The organism is Labilithrix luteola, assembly GCF_001263205.1.
Lineage (GTDB): Bacteria > Myxococcota_A > Polyangia > Polyangiales > Polyangiaceae > Labilithrix > Labilithrix luteola.
Genome location: NZ_CP012333.1, coordinates 11,081,986 through 11,106,531 on the forward strand (window position 1 = coordinate 11,081,986; position 24,546 = coordinate 11,106,531).

The 24,546-nt window shown below is 66.8% G+C and carries 23 protein-coding genes; 15 read left to right on the forward strand and 8 right to left on the reverse strand.

The genetic code is table 11. From position 1 onward, the window contains the following. The first annotated feature begins 1 nt into the window (after position 1). The 3 genes from AKJ09_RS47730 (at position 2) to AKJ09_RS55865 (ending at position 2,999) form a co-directional block, all read left to right on the forward strand. Positions 2 to 1,009: a uracil-DNA glycosylase gene (locus AKJ09_RS47730; protein ID WP_240488876.1), complete on the forward strand. Its 1,008-nt coding sequence runs from the start codon at positions 2 to 4 to the stop codon at positions 1,007 to 1,009. A gap of 293 nt (positions 1,010 to 1,302) precedes the next feature. After that, positions 1,303 to 2,646 (forward strand): fibrinogen-like YCDxxxxGGGW domain-containing protein, encoded by a 1,344-nt coding sequence (locus AKJ09_RS55860; protein ID WP_169928535.1) that lies wholly within the window; start codon positions 1,303 to 1,305, stop codon positions 2,644 to 2,646. A gap of 224 nt (positions 2,647 to 2,870) precedes the next feature. Next, positions 2,871 to 2,999, forward strand: coding sequence for a hypothetical protein (locus AKJ09_RS55865; protein ID WP_275936713.1), 129 nt, complete (start codon positions 2,871 to 2,873; stop codon positions 2,997 to 2,999). A 21-nt stretch (positions 3,000 to 3,020) separates the two neighbouring features. On the opposite strand, the gene AKJ09_RS47750 is transcribed toward AKJ09_RS55865, so the two are convergent. The 3 genes from AKJ09_RS47750 to AKJ09_RS47760 form a co-directional block, all read right to left on the reverse strand. Beyond that, complete coding sequence (locus AKJ09_RS47750) at positions 3,021 to 4,205, reverse strand: hypothetical protein (protein WP_146654528.1); 1,185 nt, start codon at positions 4,203 to 4,205, stop codon at positions 3,021 to 3,023. 94 nt (positions 4,206 to 4,299) lie between these two features. Next, entirely contained in the window at positions 4,300 to 5,199 is a 900-nt protein-coding gene (locus AKJ09_RS47755) for a trypsin-like serine protease (RefSeq protein ID WP_169928537.1), read from the reverse strand. A gap of 266 nt (positions 5,200 to 5,465) precedes the next feature. After that, entirely contained in the window at positions 5,466 to 6,371 is a 906-nt protein-coding gene (locus tag AKJ09_RS47760) for a YihY/virulence factor BrkB family protein (RefSeq protein ID WP_146654530.1), read from the reverse strand. Between the two features lie 168 nt (positions 6,372 to 6,539). Here AKJ09_RS47760 and AKJ09_RS47765 point away from each other — a divergent pair, with 168 nt between their 5' ends. Then, on the forward strand, positions 6,540 to 7,190 hold the full coding sequence (locus tag AKJ09_RS47765) for a DUF3105 domain-containing protein (protein ID WP_146654531.1): 651 nt from the start codon (positions 6,540 to 6,542) through the stop codon (positions 7,188 to 7,190). A gap of 5 nt (positions 7,191 to 7,195) precedes the next feature. On the opposite strand, the gene AKJ09_RS47770 is transcribed toward AKJ09_RS47765, so the two are convergent. Together AKJ09_RS47770 and AKJ09_RS47775 are read right to left on the reverse strand one after the other, a co-directional pair. Continuing rightward, positions 7,196 to 7,522 carry a hypothetical protein gene (locus tag AKJ09_RS47770; RefSeq protein WP_146654532.1) on the reverse strand — a complete coding sequence of 109 codons (327 nt, stop codon included), beginning with the start codon at positions 7,520 to 7,522 and terminating at the stop codon, positions 7,196 to 7,198. 79 nt (positions 7,523 to 7,601) lie between these two features. After that, complete coding sequence (locus tag AKJ09_RS47775) at positions 7,602 to 9,734, reverse strand: sensor domain-containing diguanylate cyclase (protein WP_169928539.1); 2,133 nt, start codon at positions 9,732 to 9,734, stop codon at positions 7,602 to 7,604. 136 nt (positions 9,735 to 9,870) lie between these two features. On the opposite strand from AKJ09_RS47775, the gene AKJ09_RS47780 reads away from it, so the two are divergent. Further along, positions 9,871 to 10,863: a rhomboid family intramembrane serine protease gene (locus tag AKJ09_RS47780; protein ID WP_169928541.1), complete on the forward strand. Its 993-nt coding sequence runs from the start codon at positions 9,871 to 9,873 to the stop codon at positions 10,861 to 10,863. 2 nt (positions 10,864 to 10,865) lie between these two features. Here the strand turns inward: AKJ09_RS47780 and AKJ09_RS47785 are convergent, their stop codons facing one another. Continuing rightward, positions 10,866 to 11,528 carry a hypothetical protein gene (locus tag AKJ09_RS47785; protein WP_146654535.1) on the reverse strand — a complete coding sequence of 221 codons (663 nt, stop codon included), beginning with the start codon at positions 11,526 to 11,528 and terminating at the stop codon, positions 10,866 to 10,868. Beyond that, positions 11,525 to 12,652, reverse strand: a complete 1,128-nt coding sequence (locus tag AKJ09_RS47790) for an HsdM family class I SAM-dependent methyltransferase (protein ID WP_146654536.1) — start codon at positions 12,650 to 12,652, stop codon at positions 11,525 to 11,527. Before AKJ09_RS47790 ends, AKJ09_RS47785 begins: the two co-directional genes overlap by 4 nt. 188 nt (positions 12,653 to 12,840) lie before the next feature. On the opposite strand from AKJ09_RS47790, the gene AKJ09_RS47795 reads away from it, so the two are divergent. The 6 genes from AKJ09_RS47795 (at position 12,841) to AKJ09_RS47820 (ending at position 19,608) form a co-directional block, all read left to right on the forward strand. After that, positions 12,841 to 14,448, forward strand: a complete 1,608-nt coding sequence (locus AKJ09_RS47795; RefSeq protein ID WP_146654537.1) for an amidohydrolase family protein — start codon at positions 12,841 to 12,843, stop codon at positions 14,446 to 14,448. 131 nt (positions 14,449 to 14,579) lie between these two features. After that, on the forward strand, positions 14,580 to 15,527 hold the full coding sequence (locus AKJ09_RS47800) for a hypothetical protein (protein ID WP_146654538.1): 948 nt from the start codon (positions 14,580 to 14,582) through the stop codon (positions 15,525 to 15,527). A 107-nt stretch (positions 15,528 to 15,634) separates the two neighbouring features. Beyond that, on the forward strand, positions 15,635 to 16,747 hold the full coding sequence (locus tag AKJ09_RS47805; RefSeq protein ID WP_146654539.1) for an MBL fold metallo-hydrolase: 1,113 nt from the start codon (positions 15,635 to 15,637) through the stop codon (positions 16,745 to 16,747). Continuing rightward, positions 16,744 to 17,127: a hypothetical protein gene (locus AKJ09_RS47810; RefSeq protein ID WP_146654540.1), complete on the forward strand. Its 384-nt coding sequence runs from the start codon at positions 16,744 to 16,746 to the stop codon at positions 17,125 to 17,127. Before AKJ09_RS47805 ends, AKJ09_RS47810 begins: the two co-directional genes overlap by 4 nt. A gap of 62 nt (positions 17,128 to 17,189) precedes the next feature. Further along, positions 17,190 to 19,256 (forward strand): hypothetical protein, encoded by a 2,067-nt coding sequence (locus AKJ09_RS47815; protein ID WP_146654541.1) that lies wholly within the window; start codon positions 17,190 to 17,192, stop codon positions 19,254 to 19,256. A 121-nt stretch (positions 19,257 to 19,377) separates the two neighbouring features. Continuing rightward, a complete protein-coding gene (locus AKJ09_RS47820) occupies positions 19,378 to 19,608 on the forward strand; it encodes a hypothetical protein (RefSeq protein WP_146654542.1) in 231 nt (76 codons plus the stop codon). Positions 19,609 to 19,615: 7 nt separating this feature from the next. Here the strand turns inward: AKJ09_RS47820 and AKJ09_RS47825 are convergent, their stop codons facing one another. After that, entirely contained in the window at positions 19,616 to 20,596 is a 981-nt protein-coding gene (locus AKJ09_RS47825; protein ID WP_146654543.1) for a LysR family transcriptional regulator, read from the reverse strand. A 150-nt stretch (positions 20,597 to 20,746) separates the two neighbouring features. Between AKJ09_RS47825 and AKJ09_RS47830 the strand changes: the two genes are divergently transcribed. The 4 genes from AKJ09_RS47830 to AKJ09_RS47845 all read left to right on the forward strand — a co-directional run bounded on the left by AKJ09_RS47830 (position 20,747) and on the right by AKJ09_RS47845 (position 24,514). Then, complete coding sequence (locus AKJ09_RS47830; protein WP_146654544.1) at positions 20,747 to 21,580, forward strand: SDR family oxidoreductase; 834 nt, start codon at positions 20,747 to 20,749, stop codon at positions 21,578 to 21,580. A gap of 123 nt (positions 21,581 to 21,703) precedes the next feature. After that, positions 21,704 to 22,387: a type 1 glutamine amidotransferase domain-containing protein gene (locus AKJ09_RS47835; RefSeq protein WP_146654545.1), complete on the forward strand. Its 684-nt coding sequence runs from the start codon at positions 21,704 to 21,706 to the stop codon at positions 22,385 to 22,387. Between the two features lie 156 nt (positions 22,388 to 22,543). Continuing rightward, positions 22,544 to 23,446 (forward strand): LysR family transcriptional regulator, encoded by a 903-nt coding sequence (locus AKJ09_RS47840; RefSeq protein ID WP_146654546.1) that lies wholly within the window; start codon positions 22,544 to 22,546, stop codon positions 23,444 to 23,446. A gap of 117 nt (positions 23,447 to 23,563) precedes the next feature. Beyond that, positions 23,564 to 24,514, forward strand: a complete 951-nt coding sequence (locus AKJ09_RS47845) for a cupin domain-containing protein (RefSeq protein WP_146654547.1) — start codon at positions 23,564 to 23,566, stop codon at positions 24,512 to 24,514. Positions 24,515 to 24,546: the final 32 nt, after the last annotated feature.

The following is a 24,546-nucleotide window of genomic DNA, read 5'->3' on the forward strand; positions in this document are numbered from 1 at the left end:
GATGGAGAGCATGTCGAGCGGTGGCCAGAACGAGTTCCGTGAAGGGCTCCGCGAAGAGCTTGCCAGCGTCGCGGCGTCGCTGCGCGCGTACCTCGAATGGCAGCAGGACACCGGGGCAACGGGCATCCCGCGCCGACCGCGAGGCGCCGCGCCTGTCCCTATCCCTGGCCCTGGCCCCGCCCCCGTTCCCGAGACGGGAAGCAACGCTGCACGTCCGTCGCCGCCCTCGCCACCTCTGACCCATCCGGCCGCCGCGCCGCCGATGCCCGCGCCGGCTCCCGATCCCGAGCCGATGCCCGTGTCGGCGCGACACGCTCCGATCGATCCGGCCTTCGCGCAGGCGCCGCCGCCACCTCCGGCTCCCGTAGCGGCACCTGCTCCGGCGGCCGCGCCCGTCTCCGTGCGTGCACCGGTGGTGACGGGACCGCCGCGTCCTCTGCCGGTCATCGCCGCCGAGGTCGTCTCGTGCACCAAGTGCGAGCTCGCCAAGACTCGAACGAACACCGTCTTCTCGCGCGGCAACCCCGAGGCGAAGCTTTGCTTCGTCGGTGAGGCGCCCGGCGCCGACGAGGACGCGCAAGGCATCCCGTTCGTCGGCCGTGCCGGCCAGCTCCTCGATCGCATGATCCAGGCGATGGGTCTCGATCCCGAAAAAGACGTCTACGTCTGCAACATCATCAAGTGCCGTCCGCCGGGCAATCGAAAGCCCGAGCCCGAAGAGACGGACGCGTGCATCCCGTACTTGCACGAGCAGATCGCGGTGGTCGATCCGAAGGTGATCGTCGCGCTCGGGAACACCGCCGTCGGAACGCTGCTCAACACGAAGCTCGGCATCACGAAGGTGCGCGGTTCGTGGAAGCTCTATCGCGGCAAGATCCCGGTGATGCCCACGTACCACCCCTCGTACTTGCTGCGGCCAAGCGCGCAGCAAGGCGAGGCGAAGAAGCAGGCCTGGGACGATCTCCAGGCCGTCATGAAAGAGCTCGGTCTGCCGCCCAAGAGGGCCTGAACGCTCATCGCGCTCCGTCGCGTCGACTGCGCATCGGACGCTCCGCGGAAGGGACAAGTCTTGGGCTCTCGCGATCCCACGCGAGGGAGTCTGGACGGCCGACGGTCGAGTATTCCGGAACAGCTGCGACACTGAAACCCTCTGCGGGGCGGCAGCAGCAGCTCCTGCGCGCGTTCTGCGTGTGAGCAAACATGACTCGGCGCCAGTTTTCCCCCCGAGCTCGACTCAGGAGTGTAGCGTTCCGCATTTGGGGCGGATCCAATCTCGATCGCCGCCTCTCGGAGACAGCGTTCATGAAGAGAATCTTAGGTTGTGTCGTTTCGCTCGGCATTCTTACGCTCATTGCCTGTGGTGACAGCGCTTCGGACGCGTCCGACAACACTGTTCCCAGCACGGGAACGGAGGGCAGCTCGCCTGGCACGCCCGACGCCTCCGCCACGTCCGACGCCTCCGCCACGTCCGACGCCGCTGGCAACACCGATTCCGGGGCAACGCCCACCTGCTCGGACGGCGTGAAGAACGGCTCCGAGGTCGACGTCGACTGCGGCGGCTCCTGCACGACCAAGTGCGACGACACCAAGAGCTGCGTGGCTGCCACCGACTGCAAGAGCGGCGTCTGCACCGCCAAAAAGTGCACCCCCTCTGACTGCAACGACAACGTCAAGAACGGGACCGAGACCGACGTCGACTGCGGTGGCTCCTGCACGACCAAGTGCGCCGACACGAAGTCCTGCACCGCGCCCGCCGACTGCGCGAGCGGGGTCTGCACCGCTGACAAGTGCGTGGCCCCGGCCTGCAACGACAACGTCAAAAACGGTACCGAGACCGACGTCGACTGCGGTGGCTCCTGCACGACCAAGTGCGCCGACACGAAGTCCTGCAGCACCGGCGCGGACTGCGCGAGCGGCATCTGCGACGGCGCTCCCAACCTGACCTGCCGGCTGCCAACCACGTGCGCGGAGCTGCACAAATTGGTCCCCGCCGCAGCAAGCGGCGTCTACACGCTCGACCCCGACGGCGCGGGCGGCAACGCCCCCTTCGGCGCGTACTGCGAGATGACCGCGGACGGCGGCGGGTGGACGCTCGCCGTCAAGGCCGACGGAACCCAGAAGACGTTCACGTTCAGCAGCCCGCTCTGGACGACGAACACATTGCTCAACACGGACAAGGCGGATCTCGACACGAATGAAGCCAAGCTCCAGAGCTTCAACAGCGTCGCATTCACGCAGATTCGCATCGCGATGACGCTCAACGGCACGACGAACACCCTGGTCATCCCGGCCGCCTATTCGTCGCTCGTCGACCTGTTCTCGAACGAAGGCTACGTCGCGACCGGCCTCGGCCGTGGCACGTGGAAGGGCCTGCTCGCCGTCTCCTCGCTGCAGCCGAACTGCAACATGGAGGGGTTCAGTCCGAACCCGACGAACAACACCGGGTGGGGTAGCGTGCGCATCGGCATCCTCGGCAACGAGCAGGAAGACTGCAACACGCCGGACTCGTGGCTGGGCATCGGCGGCTACGGCGCCCCGTGCGGCCCGTTCAGTGCGGACGTCGTTTCGGTCGGCAACGTCGCCGGCTGCGGAGGCGACAACGGCGACGTGGCGACGGCGGCGTTCGGCGCTGTCTTCGTCCGCTGATGTAGACGCCTCACCGATCCGCGCCCCGCGCGCGCGCACGTCTCGAGAGAAATCCTGACCGTGCGCGCGCTCAGGCGCAGAGAACCAATCGGTGGCCCCTCGCTGCAGGTGAACGGCTTCCGTCGGGCGCCCCAATGGCCCGGGAGAGCTACTCGACGGCGTCGCCCGCTTTGCCCTGCGGGCGCTCTAGTGGTGATCGGGCGACGGCGCGAAACGCGATCCCCGTGATGCCCACGTACCACCCCTCGTACTTGCTGCGGCCAAGCGCGCAGCAAGGCGAGGCGAAGAAGCAGGCCTGGGACGATCTCCAGGCCGTCATGAAAGAGCTCGGTCTGCCGCCCAAGAGGGGTTGAGCGAACCGACGGACCTGCGCGCTACTCGATCGTCGAGTTCGTGACGTTGGGCTCGCCCGACTTGGCGATGATGAACATCCCAGGATAGTCCGCCGTCTCGAACGTCCCCTTCGGGTTCTTGCGCAGCGTCGAGTCGGTGATGGTGAGCGAGCCGGTCTTGTCGTTGCTCACGTAGAAGACCGCGCTGCCGCCCTCGTTGGCGTGGTTGTTCTCGATCCGCGTGCCGCACATCGAGAGCGTGAACGTGTTGCCGTCGTTGTAGATGGCGCCGCCGTTGCCGCCCTGGCCGTCGTTCGCGCCGTGGCCGACGGCGGTGTTGTTTTGGAACAGGCTGTTGACGATCGTATACGAGGTGCCGATGCTGCTCAGCGCGCCGCCGTTCGCGCAGGCGTTGCCGAGGTTCTCGCCGCCGAAGGTGCTGTGCACGATGTAGACGGGGCGCGTCTGGCTCGTGCCCTTCGAAGGAAAGTCGAGCACACGAATCGCGCCGCCCCCGAGGTCGGAGCCCAGGTCGTCGCAGACGTTGCCGAAGAAGCGCGCGTTGTACGCCTTGAATCGGCCGCCGCGCACCCAGATGGCGCCGCCGCCAGCCTGGTTGTCGTCGTCAGAGAGGCCCTTGGAGCTCCCGTCGACGAACGTGATGTTCTGCACGGTGAGCGCAGGCTTCTCCTGGTCGTTGCAATCCGCGCCGCCATGAAGCTCGGGCGAGCACGAGTTCTGGTAGAGCATGCGGACCTTCCCCCCGCCGCTCAACGTGACTTTACCCCCGCCATCGATGACGACCTTCGGGCCCTTGTCGTTGTAGACCTTGGCTGTCTCCGTGAGTGTGATCGTCACCGGATCGGGACCGCAATCGAACGTGATGACGCCGCCGTTCGCCACCGCACTGACGAACGCCGCGCTCGTGCAGCTCGCGGGCGTTCCCGTACCGATCACGGTGGTCGGCGAGGAGACGTCTTCAGGGCCTGCCCCGGCGGGGATCGCGCACTTGCCATCGGGGTTGCCGGCGAGCGCTCCGGCGGCGGGAGGCTGCGACGGCGGCTTCGACGGATCTCCGGGACTCGTTCCACCGCCACCGCCGCTCGAATTCGAGCTCGAGCCCGAGGGGCTGGCCCCATCGCTCGAAGCCTCGTCGCTGCCGCACGCGAGTGCGATTGCGCCGGCGCAGATCCATCCGATGGCGTAGGTCACCGTCCGAGCTCGCATCGAGACTACCTCCAGCGAGAGAGTATCTCGTGCCGAGCTCGCGTTCAGCGATTCTCGCCCTTCTCGCCCTTTTGCGGCGCGCGCGCGAGTCGAGCTATTTGTGATCGGGCGCGGGCGCGAAACGCGACGCGACATCCGACTCGCGGTTTGCCGCGGCGAACGCGGCCTGAGCGAGACGCTTGTAGGCGTCGACGCGCGTATAGACGTGGTTGCCGTGGCCCGTGCAGCTGCCACCGCGCGAAACCACACCTACGATTTCGCCCGAGAGCACATCGATGGCAGGACCGCCGGAGTCGCCACGGCACGTGGCCTGGTCGACCTCGAACTCACGCGGTCCGAGAACCGCGCCCGTCTCGGCGTTGGCGCTGGGGCCCGTGGCGAGCACCGTGCTGTTCGTACGCGCGACCTTGTGGCCGACGACGTTGAGCGGCCCGCCGCCGAAGCCCACGGGAACGATCGCGTCGCCCGCTTCGACCGACGAGTGCAGGCGCATCGAAAGAATGGCCGCGTTCTGGATCGGCCGATCGAGCACGAGGAACGCGACGTCGGCGTCGCAAAGCACCTGTCCCGTCGGGTGAAGCGTTCGCACGGCGCGAGCAGCAGGCGCATCGACGTCCGGACGCACCTGCGTTCCCGTGTAGACTGCAATCGCTGCCGGATCGACGTCTTCGGCCAGATGATCGCCGTTGTGCGATCGACCGCGCGCATCGCACGACGGCGTTGCCGTCACCGCGCGCGACACGCAATGGCGCGCCGTCAGCACGAGGTTGGGCGCCACGAGCGCACCGCTGCAGAGCGTCAGGTGCGAGGGCGCGTCCGCCATCGTCGTGGCGATCGCCACGACTCCCGTTGAAGACTCCTGCTCGACCGCACGAATCATGCGATCGTCGGGAGTCTGCTGCCTTCTCACGCAACCTGCGCCGACGAGGATCGTGGCGACGGCCGCGAGAGTGATGAACGGAGAAACGAGCGCGTGACGTAGGGTGTGCGTCATGTGCAACACGGGAACGACCGGCAGAAACTTGCTGCCTCCCGCTCTCCTCAATGTTGAACGATCGAAGACGATCGTGCGAGTGGTGCCGGTCGATTTTGTCTCGGAAAAACAGGCCTACACGGTGTGTGGACGCCTTCGATGAAGCACGTTGCACACACGCGACTCGCGCCCTCGCACGACGTCGAGAGAGAGCGTCGCACCCATCGATCGACCGACTCGTCGATGGTCTCGACGATCGAAACGGCAGAGCGAAAGGCGCGCTTAAGTCAGTCGCGCAAGCCCTCGAGCTGAGCGTTCAATTCGGCACCGACGAGGATCGCGAGGCTCGTGAGCCATAGCCACACGAGCAGCACCGCAACGGCTGCAAGGCTGCCGTAGAACACGGCGTACCCCGCGAGCGTGCTCACGTAGAGACCGAAGCCCCACGAGATCACGAGCCAAAGCAGAACGGCCAGAACGGCACCGGGCAACACCCTTCGTTGAATGCCGCCTGGATGAGTCACGGAGAACCGATAGAACACCGCGAGCACGGCGACCGCGAGCGCGAGTGAGCCCCACAGCGCGAGCGCGCGACTGCTCGCCGCCCGAAGGAGCTTGCCCGTCTCGGGCGCATAGACGAGCACGTCCCACTGGACGACGCCCCACGATGCGACCGCGATCACCACGAGGGCGACCACGACCCAAGCGAGCCCGAGCAAGCGCTTCTTCCACCACGGCCGTCGCGGTGCACCGATGACGGTCTCAAGCGCGTTGATGAGCCCGTGCGTTCCGCCGGAGGCCAGCCAGAAGAAGCTCACGGCGCTGATGGGCGCGAGCCCACCCGCATCGCCGAGTCGCTCGAGCTCGTGATGGATGATGCTCGCAGCCGAGCCCGGGACATTGCGGAGGAGCGGGCCGAGCACGACCGCGGCACCGTCGTGCTGAGCGAAGCGCCCGACGACGTAGCCCGCGAACACGAGCGCAGGCAGGAGACTCAGGAAGAAGTGGAACGCCATGGCCGGCGCCGCGTCGAACGCGTCGTGGAAGACGAGGCCCTGCCCGAGACGGATGACGGTGCGAAGCACACGCTGGCAGCGGGGGGCATCGGTCGGGAGCGGCGGCGCGATGCGGCCGCGCGGATGCAGAACCGGGGTGACCAGAAACGACGAAGGCTGCGACGACGGGTTCGTCACGAGCGCAAGAAGAACGCGGCTGCCGACCTTTCGTCAAACCCCGTCGCGATCCGCAACGTGTTAGCGAGCGTTACAGAGCGTCGACCGGGTGCGTAGCGGTGCGCTAGGCTGACCGGCGTGAACGCCCTTGCTTCTCGCTGTCCGAGGCGCCCATCGCGAACCAGGCACGTGGCCCGCCACGCCCTCACGAGCCTTGCATCTGGACTCGCCGCAACCGCCCTCGTGGTCGCGTGCAGCAGCGACGGCGACTCGTCGTCGGACAACGGGCCCACCATGACGCCGTCGAGCGAGGCAGGCCTCGTCGATCGCGCGCGCCTACCCGCGCCTCTTCATCCCGATGCCTCGTGCCCGGTGACGATCGACACGCCCGAGCTCCTCCCGGGCACGCACGTCCCCGAAGGCACACCGATCACGTACAGCTCGAATCCCCCCTCGAGCGGGCCGCACTACATCATCTGGGCGAACTTCCAAGAATTCTCGACGCCCGTGGAGCTGCCCTACCTCGTGCACAGCCTCGAGCACGGCGCCATCCTGCTGCTCTACAAGCCCTGCCCGGATGCGAACGCGTGCGCGCCGATCGTGGAAGGCCTGCGCAAGGTGCGCGAGGCGGTGCCCACCGATCCGCTCTGCGACTCGGAGACTCGCGTGCGCGTCGTCATCGCGCCCGATCCGCAGCTCGACGTGCCCGTCGCGGCCGCAGCCTGGGGATGGACGTACAAAGCCGATTGCGTCGATCTGCCGACGCTCACCGACTTCGCCAAGGCACACTACGCCCAGGGCACCGAGAACCTGTGCGCACCCGGTAAGGCGACGTTCTAGCGGCGTCAGCCGACGCGCGGGCCCTTCGGGGGCTCGGGCGCGTAGGCATCGTCGTAGGGCTCCTCCTTCTTCGCTTCGTTCGCTTCGCGTGCGGGCGGAGCGGGAGGAGGTTGGTGAGAGGACGGCGCGGGCTTGTCCGCGGTCTTATGGAAGACCTTGTCGATCTCGTTGCCGATCGACTCGAAGGCCTTGCCGACCTCCTTGGCCCCTTCCTTCACAGCCTCTTCGATTTTGTCCGTCGGAAGCTGCTCGACCGCTCCCTTGGCCGCACGGAAGAGGAGCCCGAGGCCCTGCTTGAGGTCGTTGACCGGGTTCGGCTTGTCCTCACTCATGGCCGGATCATGTACACGGACCGCAAGGCTGTAAAGCCGCGATGCTCGAGGTTCGCAGGGACTTTGCAGAGACGGGGGCTTAGCCCGCCTTCGCGCGCGCCGACGAGGGCGGCTGCCAGATGCTCACGCGGTCACGACCGCCACGCTTGGAGACGTAGAGCGCTTCGTCCGCGGCCTTGAAGAGCTCGTCCCAGGTCCCGCCCGCCTCGGGGAAGGTGGCGATACCGACCGAGCAGGTGACCTTGAGCGGTCCGTTCGGTGACTGGAACACCGTCTTGGAGAGCTCCTCGCGGATGCGTTCACCGAGAAGCTGCGCGCCCGCCTCGTCGGTCTGCTCGCAGAGGACGACGAACTCCTCCCCGCCGAAGCGCGCGACGACGTCGGTGGTGCGCTTCACGCGCTTGAGGATCTCCCCCAGGCCCTTGATGACGACGTCGCCGACGTCATGGCCGTAGGTGTCGTTGACCTTCTTGAAGAAGTCGATGTCGGTCACGAGCACGGAGAGCTTGCGACCGAAGCGGTGGGCGGCGGCCACCTTGGCCGAGGCCTGCTCGAGCATCGCGCGCTTGTTGAAGAGGCCCGTCATGCCGTCGGTCGTGGCCATGGTCTCGAGCTTGTGGACCATGCGGGCGTTGCTGAGGCTGACGGCGAGGTGGCTCGCGAGGACCTCGAGGGTCGGGCGAACGGTATCGCCGAAGGCCTGGCGACGCTTCGCGCCGAGGATGAGCGTGCCGAGCGGACGGCCGTGGTGGAGAAGGGGCAGAACGAGGAGCGACGGAATGTTCGGCCAGGGCAGGCGCTTCGTGAGCACCGTCTGGTGGGCCGCATCGAACTCGCCCTTGTACGGGAGCGGGAAGCGGTTCGTGACCACCATCGAGACGAGGCCGGTGTTGTGCTTGAAGCGCTGGCCGACGAGATCTTCGATCTCGCGGTTCTCGCTCTTCGCGGCGCAGACCTCGTGCATCTTGGTCGTCTCGTCCCAGATGGTGACGGCGGCGAGGTCGAAGCTCGCGATCTCGCGAGCCGCGCGAACGCCGGCTTCGACGACGTCTTTCTCGCTCAGCGCCGCGCCGAGCGCCTGTGCGGCACGGTAGAGCTTGCCTTGCTCGACCTTCGCGCGTTCGAGCTGTACGAAGACGCGCTCGTTCTGGATCGCGCGGAGACAGTAGCGGGCGGCCTGGGCCGCGAGCTCGTGTTCGTGCGGAGAAAACGGGCGATTGTCGACGCGGTCGAGGGCGAGAACACCGCGGACGATGCCGTCGTCGATGACGGGGATCGCGGCGAGGGCGCGAACCGGACAAGCGCTCGCGTAGTAGGGAATCTTGTACGAGGGACGCAGATTCTCCAGAAGGACGGCCTCCTTCTTGGCGAGGACCGCTGCGAGAACGCCGTCACCGATCGAGAACGGAGCGTCGTGGATGTCGTCCGAAGCGGTCGAGAGCTCGCTGATGCGAAGGTGCGTGCCCGAGTCGGTGCGCCAGAGGAGAACCGCCGTGTGCAGGTCGAGGCAGCGGCGAAGCAGCTCGAGAGCGTAGTGCACCGACTGGTGGATCTCTTCGACGCTCGACCGCGCGAGGCGCTCTTCGGCGTCCTCCTTCTCCGTCCGCGACTCGCCGGCTCCGAGCAGGCGGTAGCTTCGTGCGTCGTCGCGAAGGCGCTTGAGCTCCTCTTCGACGCGCGAGCGGGCCGTCAGGCGAATGCGCGCGACCTCGGCCCGCAAGAGCACGAGATTCAGCAGCGCGAACGCGCAGGCGAAGCCCGCCTGCGTGGCCAGGGACTCGAGGCTCGGCTCGCCGAGCGTCTTGTAACGAATGACGGCGTCGAGACCGACGACCCACGCCACGACCGCCAGACCCGGAAGCGGGCGACCGAACGACGCCACGAGCGCGACGAGAACGTAGGTCGCCGGCGAGAAACGCCCGGAAAGGGTGCCGTCGAAGCGGAGCAGCGCTGCGTCGAGGCCTACCGCGAGCAGCGCCCCGAGCTCGAAATCGAGCAGGAAGGGAGCGTCGCCCGTCAGCCGCAGCTTCGAGCGGAGACGCTTGGTGAGGAGGAGCCCCCAAAGGACCGCGGCGATCGCCGGGACCGGCCCGAGGGGTGCGGTCGCGCCGCCGAGAACGACGTAGGTTGCAAGCCCACACGTCAGCGCGATGCCGAACCCCGCACGCGCAATGCGTCGAACGAGGAGCGTCGCACGGACGAGGCCATCCATCGGTTTTGCCGTATCAGGACCTCGAGCGCAGGGCCAAACACGTAGCGATCTGCGCAAGTTGTTTGACAACGATCGGCCTTGTGGTCGCGTCGTTCTTCCGGTTGGAAAACGGCCTTCAGGTGCGTAAAAAGGTCGGGTGAGCGACACCGAAAGTCCGCGGCAGCCCGTGGATGGCGCCGAAGCCGAGGCGCGGGACGTCGCTCGTGCCGAAGCCGTGCCGCCGAGCGCCATGAGTGGCGCCCCGATCACCGCTGCCCTCATCGCTGCGAACGCGGGCATCTTCGCCGCGCAGGTCTACCTGTCCGGCAAACCGACGTACGCCCTCTCCGTCCCCGCGGGCATCCTGCGCTGGCTCGGCGCGAACGACTCGCTCTACACGATCGCCGACAGCCGCCTCGAGACGCTCGTAACCTCGTGCTTCCTGCACGGGTCGATCTTGCATCTCGCGTTCAACCTCTTTGCCCTCTGGCAGGTCGGTCCCATCGTCGAACGCGCCGTCGGCCCGGCCCGCTTTTTCACGCTCTACCTCGCCGCGGGGATCGCCGGCAGCGCGTCGAGCGCGATCTGGGGTCGCTTCTTCGGGCAGACCTTGAGCGTGGGTGCCTCGGGCGCCGTCTGCGGTCTCATCGGCGCCGCGATCGTCCTCGGCCTCCGCACCGAGGGCCGCAAGAGCGAGCTCGCCTGGGGCATGGCCCGATGGCTCGGGCTGCTCCTACTCATCGGACTGCTCAAATACCTTCGTGGAGACATCGTCCAGGTCGACAACGCCGCCCACGTGGGGGGCGCGCTCGGTGGGGTCATCGTCGCCAACGCGTGGAGACGCGGCGCCACCTACTCGGCTCGCACGCAGCGCGCGATCGTGGCGGCGTGCGTCGCGCTCATCGTCGGGAGCGGCGTGGTCGTCTACGTCCGCGACCGCACCGATCCGCTCTTGTTTCTCGACACCGAACGCCGGATGAAGGCGGCCATTGACGCGATGCGTGACGGGCGGTGCGACGACGCACGCACGGCCATGCAACGCGCGATCGCCATGGATCCCCAGAGCTCGTCCATCCGCGCGCTCGACGACGAGATCGCGCGCGAGTGCCAGAACAACAGCGAGCACCAGCGAAAGCCGGCGTCGCGCTGAGATCAGGCGAGCACGTCGAGGAGCCGCGAAGACGCGCGGTAGAAGCCTTCGAGCGCCGTGCGCACCTCGCGACTCCTGTTCGCGCGGCTCCGCACGAGCGCGTGAGGAACGCGGAGAGCGAAGAGCGACTCACGCGGGACGCGCGGGTGATGCCCGCCTTCTTGCGCGTCGGCGAGCGCGGCCTGGGCTTCGGCACCGAGCAGGAACGGCAAGAGGAACGCGAGGTCCTCACCGGAGCGTTTGGGCGCGAGCACGTAGAACTCGGTGGAGAGTGCCACCGGTCGTTCCTCGACCCCGGCGCAGCTCGCCAGCGCGGACGGATGAACGAGCGCGATCTGGCGTAGGTACGGGCGAAGACGGGAAACGACGAGGTCTCCGACGACCGCCGCTTTCTTCGCGCTCTTCGCCCCGCCTCCGTCACGAAGCGCCGCGGCGATGTCGAGCACGCCCTCACGCGCGTGCGTGGTGTCGAGAACGATGGCATCCGGCTGCTTGGAGGTCTCGATGCGTTCACGCCGTTCGACCACGAGGTCTCCGAGCGGTACGCCGTCACCCGCACGCATCGCCGCAAGATGTCGCTCGGGCGCGAGGACGACGTCTTCACCGAGCTCGGCGAGCGTGCGGATTGCCACCTTGGCGGGAACCTTCTTGCGCGCGCGGGTCATGACGAGAAGCCCTCGGCGGAGAGGAACGGCGCGAGGTGGGAAATTACGCCTTCGAGGTCGTGATCGAGCGCGCCTCCGGCACCGCGAACGATGGGATCACCCGCCGAGTCCTTGCCGGCTTTTTCACTGACGACGAACATCGTGCGTTCGGAGGGATCGGCTCGCTCGCCCTTGCGCCGTTTCTTCGCGAAGAGAACGAACGTGCGCTGGGCGGTGTGTGGAAGAAACGTTTCACGCGGCAAGCCGACCACGGCAAAGAGCCGCGCGCGTTCGGCGAGCCAGCGCCTGAGACCTCCGAACGACGCGCCCGCCGCCTTGTTGTAGGGCAGAACGATGCCGAGCCGCCCACCGGGGCGAAGCAAGTCGAGCGAGCGCTCGAGGAAGAGAACGTCGCGCTCGGGCGTGCGCACCACCTCGGCCACGGCGAACCCGTCGGCGTCGGCACGACCCGCGAAGGGCGGGTTGGTCGCCACCACGTCCGCCTTTCCCGAGCGCATGGAGCCAGAGCGCAGGCCATCGGCGCGCACCACGCTCTCCGCACTCCTGCCCTGCGCCAAGGCCGAGAGGCGGGCGACGCGAACGGCACGCGGGTCGATGTCGGAGCCGAACGTCGACACGCGCGCACGAGCACGTGCGTGAGCGAGGAAAGCGCCGGAACCGCACGCCGGGTCCACCACGAGCTCGCCCGCGCGGGGTTCGAGCGCCCGAACAACGAAGTCGACGACGTGTCGCGGCGTGAAGAACTGCCCTTTGTCGCCTTTGGCAATGCGGGGAACGAGCGACTCGAAGACGGCATCGAGCGCCCCTAGGGCCTCGCCGCGGCGCTCACCAGTCGGGAGGGCGCGCGCGAGCAAACCGTCGACCTGGGCAAGCAAGGCGTCCGTGGCGTCGCGCGGCACCGACACGTCGAGCTCCGGATGTGCCTCGGCGACCTTTTCGATGACGGACCGGAGCGACGTTCGGGCATTGGCCTTGCCGTCGCGGCCCCGCTTGGCCAGCACCCGCGAGGCAGCGAGAGCGAAAACGAGCTCGAAGGTGTCTTCGCCACTGGTCGCCAGAACGACCTCCTCGATGTGCGAGACCACCCGGTTATCGCTCGATCCAGGGCTGTGCCGCTTCGGCATGCGCGAGACCCTACTCCCAAATCACGATTTCTTACGACTTCGTCATCCCGTCGGCGTCGTGTTTCACGACGTCACGTCACGTCGCACTGCGTCGCATGACTCGATGGCAACACGCGAGCGAATTCCGACGCGCATTCGAAACGAAGACGTCCGTGAATCGTTCGCCGGTTCAGTTATTCTGAACGACGATGCGGTTGTCCTTTGCCTCGCTCGTCGCGTCGACCCTCCTCGCCAGCTTCGCTGGTCTGGCTACCGCGAGCTGCAGTGATCGAGAGAATCCCCATTTCGCTCAGGGACCGACGGGCGCCGAGGCGGGTCCTGATCCTGAAGAAGAAGTGGGCCCCGATGGCGGTCCGCCGGTCATCACCGGCGATCCGACGAAGGGCATCCTGCTCGAGGGCACGGTCATCGGCGAGACGGGGCCCTACGAAGGGCAAGTGCTCACGCTCCCGAACGGCACCATCGCCTGCGCCGAGCCGGGCACGACATGCTCCGAGGATCCGCTGGCCGACGGCGTCGCGCACGTCATCGTGAACGGCATCATTGCGCCGGGCCTCATCGACACGCACAACCACATTCTCTTCGACATCTTCGATGATTCGGACTGGCTCCCGCAGCACCCGTACCAGAATCACGACGAGTGGACGCTGGACAAGAACGAGCCGCGCTACACGGTGATGGTCGACGTCAAGCAGTGCTTGGCGGATGCCTCGCAGGGCAAGCCCACGTGGTGCCCCGCCAAGTACCACGGCGCCGGCAGCCTCGAATGCGAGATGGAGAAGTGGGGTGAGCTCAAGGCGATGGTCGCCGGCACCACCTCGGTCGTCGGCCTCGCCGGCACCGCCCTGCCCTGCTTCGCGTCGCTCGCTCGGTCGATCGACACGCAGTTCAACGGGCTCGATGCCGACAGAGTTCAGACGGCAGCCATCACGCCCTCGAAGACCACGGCTGACGGCGTGTGCAAAAACTACGCGAGCGGCAAGACGGCCGCCTACCTCATTCACGTCGGCGAAGGGCTTGATCAGAAGGCTCGCGACGAGTTCACGAAGCTCGGCGCCGCGACCACGACACCGGAGTGCCTCTACGCTCCTCAAACGGCGATCACGCACGGCACGTCCTTCACGGCCACCGAGTTCGCGGCGATGGCCGCGCACCAGATGAAGCTCACGTGGTCGCCGGCGTCGAACGTCGCGCTCTACGGCGACACGACGAACATCCCCGCCGCGCTCGACGCGGGGCTCACCATCTCGCTCGCTCCCGATTGGTCGATGGGAGGCAGCCAAAACATGCTCGACGAGATGCACTTCGCCAAGAAGTGGAGCGACGAGCATTGGAAGGGTCGCTTGACCGCGAGGGACATCGTGACGATGGCGACGGTCAACGCTGCCACCGTGCTCGGCCTCTCTGATCGTCTCGGCACCATCAAGGCTGGCATGCTTGCCGACCTCCTCGTCCTCAGCGCCGACGAGACCGCGCGCAAGACGCCTTACGAGGTGCTCGTCAACTCGACGCCGAAGAACGTTCGCCTCACGATGATCAGCAGCCGCGTCGTCTACGGTGACAGCGAGCTTCGCAAGATCGCGACCGGCGGAGGCCTCTGCGAGGACTTCGACGCGTGCGGCTCGTCGAAGTTCATGTGCGTCGCCGAACCGGGCAAGACCGACAACAAGCTCGGCCAGACGTACGCCGAGATCAAAGGCGCGCTCGAAGCCGCACTCATCGAGATGGACACGCTCCGCCCGGCGGGGATCGGCGGGAATTTCAGCCCGCTCGCCAGTGTGGTGGCGTGTAAGTAACAAACATAAAACTACACGCCGTCGTCTCGCGAGCGTCCCCTAAGTCGAGCTTACTGGGCGCTGCATTTTGCCATGGTTAGATGCGGGCCGTCATGGCGTTCCCGCTGCATCGCTCGCTTAGTCCTGTCGCCTTGGGTTTGGGCCTCGCCGCTTTCGTCGGCTCGCTCGGCGTGCTCGCCGCATGCGCGAACGGCGGCAGCGACGCCATCGGAGCGGATTCGCCCGAGCAAACGTCGTCGCCGACCGATCCGGAAGAGTCGTCGGCACGACTTCCTTCGGGCTCGAGTGACGACGACGCGGGTAGCAAGGGCAAGACGAAGAGCGACGCGGGCACGAGCTCGAGTAGTTCGAGTTCGAGTTCGAGCGGCGGATCGACCAGCAGCAGCTCCAGCTCCGGTGGAACCTCGAGCAGCAGCTCCAGCTCCGGTGGAACCTCGAGCAGCAGCTCCAGCTCCAGTTCCGGAGGAACGTGCGCGACGACGGCCCCGAGCAACGTGTGCGGGCTCACTCCTCAATGCGGTTGCGCCGCCAGCGAGACGTGTGATGTCACGAACCATACGACCGGCGCAGCGGCCTGCGTCGCGGCAGGGACAGGAGCGCTCGGCTCCGTATGCACGACCACCTCGGATTGTGCCGCGGGCAACACCTGCCTCTTCGGCGCGTGCCGCCCGTACTGCGACACGGCAGGCGCCGCGTGTACCGGAACGGGGCTCGGCGGCTGCCAGCAAGTCTACAACTCCAGCGGCAAGGCACTCAAGAACACCAAGGTCTGCGCCATTACCTGCGACCTCCGAAATCCTTCGGCGGCCTGTGGCACCAACAACTGCATCTGGGACGCGACCCAGGGCCAAACCGACTGCGACCAGGCGGGCACGCACACGCTTTACAGCTCGTGCACCTCGGCGAGCGACTGCAAGCAAGGCCTCGGGTGTGCTTACGACCCCGACCTGCTCGACAACGTTTGCGAGAAGTGGTGCCGTATCGGCAAGAGCGACTGCGGGAGCGGCCTGACGTGCGTTGACGTCTACGGCGCCAACGCGCCCGTCGTCGGTGGTGTAAAGCTCGGCCACTGTCAGTGAGGCACGCGCGAGCTCTTCGCCTTCGAGCCTGATCTGAACGGCTCGTAACCCTTCGAACGCGCCCCCCGCGATTGCCCGAACGCAGGCAGTGGCCTAAGGTCGGCGTCATGAGCCCGCTCGATCTCGTGCGAATCGAGGATCTCGACGAGGCGTGGTCGATTCGGAACCGCGGCGCTCAGCTCCGAGCCCTGCGTCGTGCCGGCGAGCAGCTCCACGACAAGCTCGCGAGCGGTCCGCGTGCGGTCTCCGTTCGAACTCTGCCGCTCACGACTCTCGCTTACCCGACGCGCTATGCGTTCTGGTCGGCGGCGTTCGCGCCCGCTCCGCTCGTGATGCTGACGCACCGCTGCGTCCTCGTGCAGTTCCAACGGCGAGGCGAGCTCGTGAACCTGCTTTTCAACCCGACCGACGTCGCCGCCGCGAAAGCCACGCCCTTCTTCGCGCGCTTGATCGAAACGCTCGGCACGCGCCTCTCGGATGCGGTCGCGGGCAAGTTCGATCCCATCGAAGCGCAGTTGATGCGACTCGGCGTGGCCCCGGAAGACATCGACTACGTCGCGTTCGATCACTTCCACACGCAAGATCTCCGAGGCCTGCTCGGAACCGCCGACGGCTCGCGTCCACCTCGCTTCCCGAAAGCGAAGCTCCTCGCCCCGAAGATCGAGTGGGACGATTGGGACGATCTGCACCCGCTGCAAAAGGCGTGGTTCGTCCGCGACGGCAAGCAAGGCGTGCGCGAAGACATGGTCGTCTTCACCGACGGTGACTTCGTCCTCGGCGACGGCGTGATGCTCCTTCGAACGCCCGGGCACACCTCCGGTAACCAGACGCTGTTCGTCAACACGGACTCCGGCGTGTGGGGCATCAGCGAGAACGGCACCTGCGCCGACAACTGGTCGCCGCTCGACAGCCAGATCAAAGGCCTCGCCTTCACCTGCAAGAAGCAGGACCTCGACATCGTGCTCAACGCGAACACACCGGAGCTCGGTGCAGCGCAGTACACGTCGATGGTGCTCGAACGAACCATCGTGGACCGCGTGCGGCGGGCGCCGGCGTTCGTTCAGATGTTTCCTTCGAGCGAAGTCACGCCCAGCGTGATCGCACCGGGACTCGCGCCGACCTTGCTCCATCGCGCCATCACCCACGGCGAGGTCGCCCGCTCGATTCCTCACGAGCCCCACGTCCGCATTTCGGTCGATTCCGTCGAGGCAGCAACATGACACGCGAGAATCCGAGCGACGAGTCCGCGGCCCCCATCGACGCCGCGCGAGGTTCGTGGGGTTTTCCGGCGTTCGCCAAGAACTTCCCCGCCGATCCCGAGCTCGATGCGCTCGTCGTCGCGTTCACCAATGGCAACTACGCGGAGGTTCGCGCGCGTGCTCCGAAGCTCGCGGCGAGCGCCACGGACGCTGCGGTGCGCGAGGCAGCCAAGACGCTCGAAGATCGCACGAAGCCCGACGAAGCGGCCAAGATGCTCTTCCTGTTCGCAGGCGCCCTTCTGGCGTTCCTGACCGTGTGGTGGGTTCTGCACGACGGACCGGACGATCACGGCGCGTCGCGACCTGCGACCCCCGCGCCGACCGTCGAGATCGTCAAGTAGCGCGCGAGACGCCGCGGGGAGAAGGACGGCCGAGCGGGCAGGCTCTGCTATAGCGTTTGACGATGGGTCGCCTGCTTTCTTTCGCTTCGGGCTCGTGGCTGGGCGCGTGCCTGGCACTCGCGCCCACGTTCGTGCTCGGCCTCGGAGCATGCGGCTCCGATTCGAGCACCACGGAGAGCGGTCCCACGGTGACGAGCTCGCTCTTCGTCGTGCCGAACGGCCTCGACGAGCTCGACGGCCTCCACTTCTTCGACCATCCGTGGCCGAGCGATCGCAGGCGCGATTCCGATGGCAGCGCCCACTGGACGGGATGGCCCAATCCCGTCTCGTTGCCGCTCGTCACGCAGTACATCGACGACACGAAGGGGCTCCTCCACGGATTCTCGGCGGCCGCCGCGGCCTACCTTCGCTTCACCGGCCCGATCGATCCGGCAAGCCTGCCCGCAGATCCGTCGGCGTCGATCGCAAGCGATGCCGCCGTTCAGATCATCGACGTCGATCCCGCCTCGCCCGAGCGTGGCACGCGGAGGCTCGCCCAGTTCCGATGGCAAGGGAGCGAAGGCGTCTACATCCCTTCGAACACGCTCGCCATCCTTCCCATGCTCGGACGGCCACTTCGCCCGTCGACACGCTACGCAATCGTTGCGACGAACAAGCTTCGCGCTGCGGGTGGCGGTCCCGTGCACGTCAGCGCCGAGCTCCAAGAGGTTCTCGGCGTGACGCCCACCACGGCGCATACGTCGGCCGTGCATGATCTTTTCGCGCCGGCGATCGCGGAGATCGAGAAGGCCGGCGTGTCAGCCAACGACATCGTGCATCTCACCGTGTTCACGACGAACGATCCGACGAGCGAGACGTTCGCGATCATGGATGACGTCCACCAGAGTGTGCCGGCGCCCACCGCACGCGACTGGCAGCACAAGGACGCCAGGACCGACTACGACGTCTACGAGGGCGTGTACGGACCATCGCCGAACTACCAGGCCGGCAACATTCCCTTCAAGCAGCCTGCCGACGGTGGCGGCTTCGTGTTCGAGAACGGCAAGCCGAAGCTCCAGAACACCTTCGATCCGCGCTTTGCGCTGGCCGTGCCGAACGCCACGAAGTGTCCGATGCCGAGCGCCGGGTATCCCATCGTCATCTACGCGCACGGCACGGGCGGTGACTACCGCTCCTTCATCGACGACGGCACCGCGCAGGCGCTGGCGCAGCGATGCCTGGCGTCGATCGGAACCGACCAGATCTTCCACGGGACGCGTCCTGGCGCGCCGGCGCCGAACGATCCCTCCGCCGAGACGACGATCCAACTCCTCTTCTTCAATATCAACAACCCGCTCGCGGCACGCTCGAGCAATCGACAGTCCTCGGTGGACGTCGCGCAGGAAGCTCGCCTTTTCGACGAAACGCACGTCGTCGTACCGGCCGCGCAATCGGTCACGGGTCAGGACATCGCCTTCGACGCTTCGCGCATTCTGTTCTTCGGCCACTCGCAAGGGGGCCTGAACGGCCCGCTCTTTCTCGCCGGAAGCGGCGCGGCGCGCGGTGGCGTCTTGAGCGGCGCAGGCAGCGTGCTCGGTGTCGCGCTTCTCGAGAAGACGCAACCCGTCGACATCGCCGCGACGTTCCGCTTCCTCGTCGGTTTGACCCCGGAGACGGGCGCAGAGCTCGACGCGTTCCACCCGATCATCACGCTCGCGCAGTCACTCGTCGACACAGCGGATCCCATCCATTACGGCGCCTTCATCACGCGCGCGCCGCGTCAGGGATTCGCTCCCAAGAGCATTTTCCAGACAGAAGGAATCCGCGCGGACGGCACGGGCGACTCGTACGCGCCGCCCCACGGCATCGAAGCGCTCGCGGTCGCCATCGGCCTTCCTCGCATGGCCCCGGGCATTCGTCCGATCCGCGAAGCGGGGTGGGTCGGCATGCCCGACGTCACGATTCCGGCGGATGGTCTGAGCGGAAATCTCGCGTCAGGACAGGCAAGCGGCGTCATCGCACAGTTCATCCCTGCTCCGAAGAGCGACGGTCACTTCGTCGTGTTCGACGTGCCGGCCGCACGAGCGCAAGCGGCGCAGTTCTGTCGGAACCTCGCCGACGACCCGAAGGGACGCATACCGGCGCCCTGACGCGCGCGACGTCGCCCGATTCGTTAGCGATTGTTAGCGCGCGCTGTTGCCCGGCGGGCAACGCACCGTTGCTTCGTAGGGTCTGGCTCTTGGCGTGTCAGCGGGTAGCATGCCGTGCGCCATGGCCAAGAAGCTCAAGACCACCTCGCCGACGTGGAGCCATGATCGCGGACACGGCTTGCGCAACGCGTTCGGAGAGAGCGACGAGCTGCGCGAGTTGCACGAACTGCACGAGCTGCCTGAGCTGCCTGACGAGGTGACGAAGAAGGAGATGCCTTCGTCATCGAGCGCCTCGAACGACGAGACGCCTCCGCCTTCACGCCCTAGCGTCGGCGACATCGCTCCCTGGTAAGCGCCCATCACGCGCGGGCGCGTCTCCGTGCGGGTCGCGACGGACGCGGTGCGCTCCCCTCTTCGGAACGCGCATCACCTTGCGTTGCCGAGCCGGGCGCAAACAGCGGCGGCAGTCGCGCGACCATCCAGTCGATGAACGCGCGGACCTGAGGAGGCACGAGGTCTCGCTCCGGATAGACGAGCGCCATGCGGCCCTCCACCCGAAGAAGCGTCGACATCACGTGCACCAGCTCCCCGCGTTCGACGTAGCCCGCCGCCGCCACCGCAGGAACGAGCGCGATCCCGCGGCCGCGGGCTGCCAGCCGGCAGAGTAGCTCCGGGCTGTTCGAGAAGAAGGCTCCCTCCAACGCAACCTTCTTCTTGCCGATCGGCCAATGCGTCTGAGGGAGCTCGCCGCGGGCGAAGCCCATGAGGCAACGATGGTGACTCAGATCGCTCGCGCGGCGTGGTTCGCCGTGCTCCGCGAGATACGCGCGCGATGCAACCGCGACGAGGCTCGTGCGAGCGATCGTCCTGGCAACCAGCCCGGGCTCGAGCACCTCGGTCGCTCGGAGCGCAACGTCGTAGCCCTCGCGCCTCAAGTCGATCATGCGGCTCGAGAAGAAGACGTGGAGACGCACCGCGGGATGGGCCTCGGCGAACTCGGCGATCGTGTCCAAGAAGCGTGCACCGGTCATCGGCGGCAACGACACGCGCAGGTCTCCCGAAATCGGATCGCCGGGCCTTCGAATGCTCGCCTCCGCCTGGCTCACGGCGTCGAGCACGATGCGGGCCTGCCGGTAGAAACTCTCTCCCGCGTCCGTGAGAAGGAGGCTCCGCGTCGTTCTCCGAAGGAGCCGGACGCCAAGTCTTGCTTCGAGCCTCGCCAGGCGCTTGCCGATCGTCGCACGCGGGATCCCGAGCTCCGCCGCCGCCCGTGTCAAAGACTGCGCGTCGACCGCCTTGGTGAACGCGAGCAGCTCGGCATTTTCGAGAGGATCGTTCATTAGGATCCTTTCGTAGCAGATGTTGCTCTTCCGCTACGCATTGTCGCAAGTGGAACGAGGGTGCAGATTCCGTGGTGTGACGCTCACCACGCCAACGACGTGGAGAGCTCGAACCGCGTGCACGCGTTTGCGTGACCTTCGGAGGTTTCAATGATCGGTGTCATCGGAGCGACGGGAAACGTCGGCAATGGAATCGTGCGCAAGCTCGTGGAGGCGGGCGAAGACGTCGTCGCAATTTCGCGACGCGGTGGCCAAGACACGCCGCGAACAAGGCACGTCGCCGCCGACTTGGCGCGTCCGGAACAGCTGCGCGACACGTTGCGTGGAGCACAGGCCGTCTTCCTCATGGTGGCGGGCTCGGGTGCTGGACTCGATGCCCACGCGATCGTCTCTGCGATTGCAGAGTCGGGCGCGCGACGCATCGTGCTCTTGTCCTCGATCGGTACGCTCTCACGCCCCAACGCGATCTCCCACGAGCCGCTCCGCGTGCTCGAGGCCGAGGTGAAGCGTTCCGGGATTGGTTGGACCATCTTGCAGCCTGGCGGCTTCGCCTCGAACGCCATGGCGTGGATTGCAGGCGTACGCGCCCAGCGCGCGGTCGCCGCGCCCTTCGGTGACGTCGGGCTCCCGATCGTCGACCCCGACGACATCGCCTCGGTGGCCGCCGTCGCCCTACGCGACGAGCGCCACGCGGAGGCGCTCTACACGCTGACCGGGCCGGAGCGCATCACACCGCGGGAGCAAGCAAGGGCGCTCGGCAGCGCCATCGGCACACCGCTCGACTTCCTCGAGCTCTCACGCGGACAGGCAGCCGAAGCGTGGCGCGCCTTCATGCCCGAGACGGTGGTCGAGACCACGCTCGACGCACTCGGCACGCCGAACGACATCGAGCGACGCGTCAGCCCCGACATGGAGCGCGTGCTCGGCCGACCGGCGCAGCCGTTCTCCGCTTGGGCCGAGCGCAACGCGAACGTCTTCCGCTGAGCCAGTCTGCTCGCTCGAGCTGGTCTCGACCAGCCAAGCACCGCCGCGCCGGGCGGTACGCGAAATGCGTCCATCCGGCGCCGGCACGACCGGGTGGGGAAACGACCGGGAAGGGAGACGACCATGAAGATCCTGATGGTACTCACCTCGCACGATCAGCTTGGCAAAACGGGTCGCAAGACGGGCTTGTGGCTGGAAGAGTTCGCGGCTCCGTACTTCGTATTCAGAGACGCGGGTGTGGATCTCACGCTCGCCTCTCCGAAGGGCGGGCAGCCTCCGATCGATCCGAAGAGTGATGAGCCCGAAAATCAGACCGATGCGATGCGTCGTTTCAAGGAGGACAAGGAAGCGCAACGAGCCCTGGCGAACACCAACAAGCTCGCGGACATGAAGGCCGAAGACTTCGACGCTGTCTTCTATTCGGGCGGACACGGGCCGATGTGGGATCTCGCGGAGAGCCCAGTATCCATCGCTCTCATCGAGTCCTTTTACGATTCGGGCAAGCCCGTCACGCTCGTCTGCCATGCGCCCGGCGTACTCCATCACGTCAAACACGATGGCGAGCCGATCGTGAAGGGCAAACGCGTCACGGGCTTCACGAACGACGAGGAGGAAGAGGTCCACCTCACGGACGTCGTCCCCTTCCTGGTCGAAACCGAGCTCAAGCGACTCGGGGGTGTCTTCGAGAAGGTGCCGAACTGGCAGCCTTTCACCATCGAGGACGGCAACCTGCTCACCGGCCAGAATCCCGCGTCGTCGACGTCCTCGGCCAAAGCGCTGCTGAAGCATCTCTCTGCGCCGGCCTGAAGCAAGCCGCCCCGCGGAACGAGAGCGAACAGTCTGCGCAAGAAGCTCGGCAGCCTGTTTCTCCTTCGTCCGCTCGCGATACGACAATCGTCAGCGCGCGCTGCGGTCGCTATGCTGCCGCGTCCGTCGCTCGAGCGGCGGAGCGAGGTTCGAGGCATGGATTACTTCACGGCCGCGCGTGCTTTCGTCCGCGCCGCGGAACTTCGTAGCTTCAGCAAAGCGGCCCATGAGCTCGCCGTGAAGGTCTCCACCGTCTCGCGGCAGGTTGGCGAGCTCGAGCGCGACCTTGGGATTGCCCTGTTCAACCGCTCGACGCGCGGCCTCGCGCTGACCGAAGGCGGCAAGACGTTCCTCGTGCACGCGCGAGCGGCGCTCGAGACCATGGACGAGGCACGCGCGGTCACGATGGCGCTCAACCAGACGCCCAAAGGCGTGCTGCGTGTGACGCTGCCTCCGGCGTTCGGGCGCCGCCATGTGCTCCCGCATCTCCCCGCATTCTTCGAGCAGTATCCCGACATCGACGTGGACGCCGTCATTACCGACGAGGTCCTGAACCTGATCGATGCCGGCATCGATCTGGCAGTGCGCGTCGGTGGTTTGAAGGAATCGGGACTCATCAGCCGTCGTCTCGCCCCGCATCGTCTCGTGCCGTGCGCACACGAGGACTATCTGGAGCGAGCGGGCACGCCGACCCATCCGCGCGACCTGGCCAAGCACGTTTGTCTGCGCGGAACCGGACCAAAGCAGAACGCGTGGCAATTCGGACGCGGCGGGCGCTCGTTCGTCATCGAGCCGCCCGGCCGCTTTCGCAGCAACGACCTCCAGGCTCGCCTCGAGATGACGCTGGCCAGGGCGGGCATTGCGCTTCTGCCCGTGTGGCTCTTGGACGCCGCCGCCGAGGCCCAAGGCCTGCGACGGATCCTCCCCGGTTGGACGGTCGATGCCGGCGACGACGGCGCAGCGATCTGGTTCCTGTATCCGCCGAAGAAGACGGTGTCGTCGAAGGTTCGCGCGTTCGTCGACTTCTATGCGGCGCGGCTCGGACCGGCGCTGGGCTGAACGCCATTCCCCGTCACGCAAAACTGAATTCGACGTGACGGCCTTCTTGCGAGAGGCGGCGCGGTGCCAGATTGCCCGTGGATACCCCGTCCCGCCCTTCCAACGAAGGAGTTCTCGATGTCCGCAATTCCGCAAGCCGACGTGCCGTTCGACCCTCGAAGCACGCACGCGGCCGATGAAGCCGAGTACTTCGAATACACCTCTTCGGCCAACCCGATCGGCGCGGGGCTCATCCAGCGGATTCCGTTCCGCAGCTTCCCCGCCTCGTTGTACGAGAGCGGCCCGACCCGCGCGATCGTCCTCGACCTCTCGGCGGAGCTCGGCACTCCCATTCCAGCCACGGGCCCTAGCCTTCGAGCCCATTTCCTGCGGGTGCTCGCAGGCGAACGGCTGCACCTCGACGACGTCCCCACCACCTCGCAGCTCTTCTACGTCATGCGTGGTCGCGGCGAAGCGCTGCAAGGCGACCAACGCGTCCCGTTCGGTGCGGGTGATTTTGTGGCATTGCCCGGCGACCACACCGTGACGATCGCCGCCGACGAGGAGGCCGCGCTCTACTACGTGAACGACGCGCCGCTGCTCGGCTATCTCGGCGTGGCACCGACCGGCCCGCGCTTCGCGCCGACACACTATCCGGCGTCGCGCGTGCAGGAAGAGTTGCGCAAGGTGGCCGGCGATCCCCGCGCGGCCAAACGCAACCGCGTCAGCGTACTGCTCGGCAATTCCCGTTTTCCGCAGACCCGCACGGTCACTCACGTGCTCTGGGCGATGTTCGGTATCGTCCCCGCGCATGCCGAGCAAAAGGCGCATCGCCATCAGTCGATCGCGCTCGACCTCGTCGTGGACTGTCAGCCGGGCTGTTACAGCATGGTCGGCGAGCTCGACGCTCAGGGGCGCAGCGTGCGTGAGACACGCGTGGATTGGGAGCCCGGAATGGTCTTCGTGACGCCCCCCGGCTATTGGCACGCCCATTACAACGAATCGGACCAGCCTGCCCTCCTCGTCCCGATTCAAGATGCCGGGCTACACACCTATCTGCGTTCGCTCGACATCCGTTTCACGCAGTGACCGACACTCCACGTCTTCGCAATCAGGACCAC

Bases quoted from the DNA above. Each gene is read 5' to 3' on its own strand.
- AKJ09_RS47775 (WP_169928539.1), bottom strand. From the start codon at position 9,734: ATGGATGGCCTCGTCCGTGCGACGCTCCTCGTTCGACGCATTGCGCGT.
- AKJ09_RS47840 (WP_146654546.1), top strand. From the start codon at position 22,544: ATGGATTACTTCACGGCCGCGCGTGCTTTCGTCCGCGCCGCGGAACTT.
- AKJ09_RS47825 (WP_146654543.1), bottom strand. From the start codon at position 20,596: ATGAACGATCCTCTCGAAAATGCCGAGCTGCTCGCGTTCACCAAGGCG.
- AKJ09_RS47730 (WP_240488876.1), top strand. From the start codon at position 2: ATGGAGAGCATGTCGAGCGGTGGCCAGAACGAGTTCCGTGAAGGGCTC.
- AKJ09_RS47820 (WP_146654542.1), top strand. From the start codon at position 19,378: ATGGCCAAGAAGCTCAAGACCACCTCGCCGACGTGGAGCCATGATCGC.
- AKJ09_RS47810 (WP_146654540.1), top strand. From the start codon at position 16,744: ATGACACGCGAGAATCCGAGCGACGAGTCCGCGGCCCCCATCGACGCC.
- AKJ09_RS47795 (WP_146654537.1), top strand. From the start codon at position 12,841: ATGCGGTTGTCCTTTGCCTCGCTCGTCGCGTCGACCCTCCTCGCCAGC.
- AKJ09_RS47815 (WP_146654541.1), top strand. From the start codon at position 17,190: ATGGGTCGCCTGCTTTCTTTCGCTTCGGGCTCGTGGCTGGGCGCGTGC.
- AKJ09_RS47770 (WP_146654532.1), bottom strand. From the start codon at position 7,522: ATGAGTGAGGACAAGCCGAACCCGGTCAACGACCTCAAGCAGGGCCTC.
- AKJ09_RS47805 (WP_146654539.1), top strand. From the start codon at position 15,635: ATGAGCCCGCTCGATCTCGTGCGAATCGAGGATCTCGACGAGGCGTGG.
- AKJ09_RS47785 (WP_146654535.1), bottom strand. From the start codon at position 11,528: ATGACCCGCGCGCGCAAGAAGGTTCCCGCCAAGGTGGCAATCCGCACG.
- AKJ09_RS47830 (WP_146654544.1), top strand. From the start codon at position 20,747: ATGATCGGTGTCATCGGAGCGACGGGAAACGTCGGCAATGGAATCGTG.
- AKJ09_RS47755 (WP_169928537.1), bottom strand. From the start codon at position 5,199: ATGACGCACACCCTACGTCACGCGCTCGTTTCTCCGTTCATCACTCTC.
- AKJ09_RS47835 (WP_146654545.1), top strand. From the start codon at position 21,704: ATGAAGATCCTGATGGTACTCACCTCGCACGATCAGCTTGGCAAAACG.
- AKJ09_RS55860 (WP_169928535.1), top strand. From the start codon at position 1,303: ATGAAGAGAATCTTAGGTTGTGTCGTTTCGCTCGGCATTCTTACGCTC.
- AKJ09_RS47790 (WP_146654536.1), bottom strand. From the start codon at position 12,652: ATGCCGAAGCGGCACAGCCCTGGATCGAGCGATAACCGGGTGGTCTCG.
- AKJ09_RS47845 (WP_146654547.1), top strand. From the start codon at position 23,564: ATGTCCGCAATTCCGCAAGCCGACGTGCCGTTCGACCCTCGAAGCACG.
- AKJ09_RS47750 (WP_146654528.1), bottom strand. From the start codon at position 4,205: ATGCGAGCTCGGACGGTGACCTACGCCATCGGATGGATCTGCGCCGGC.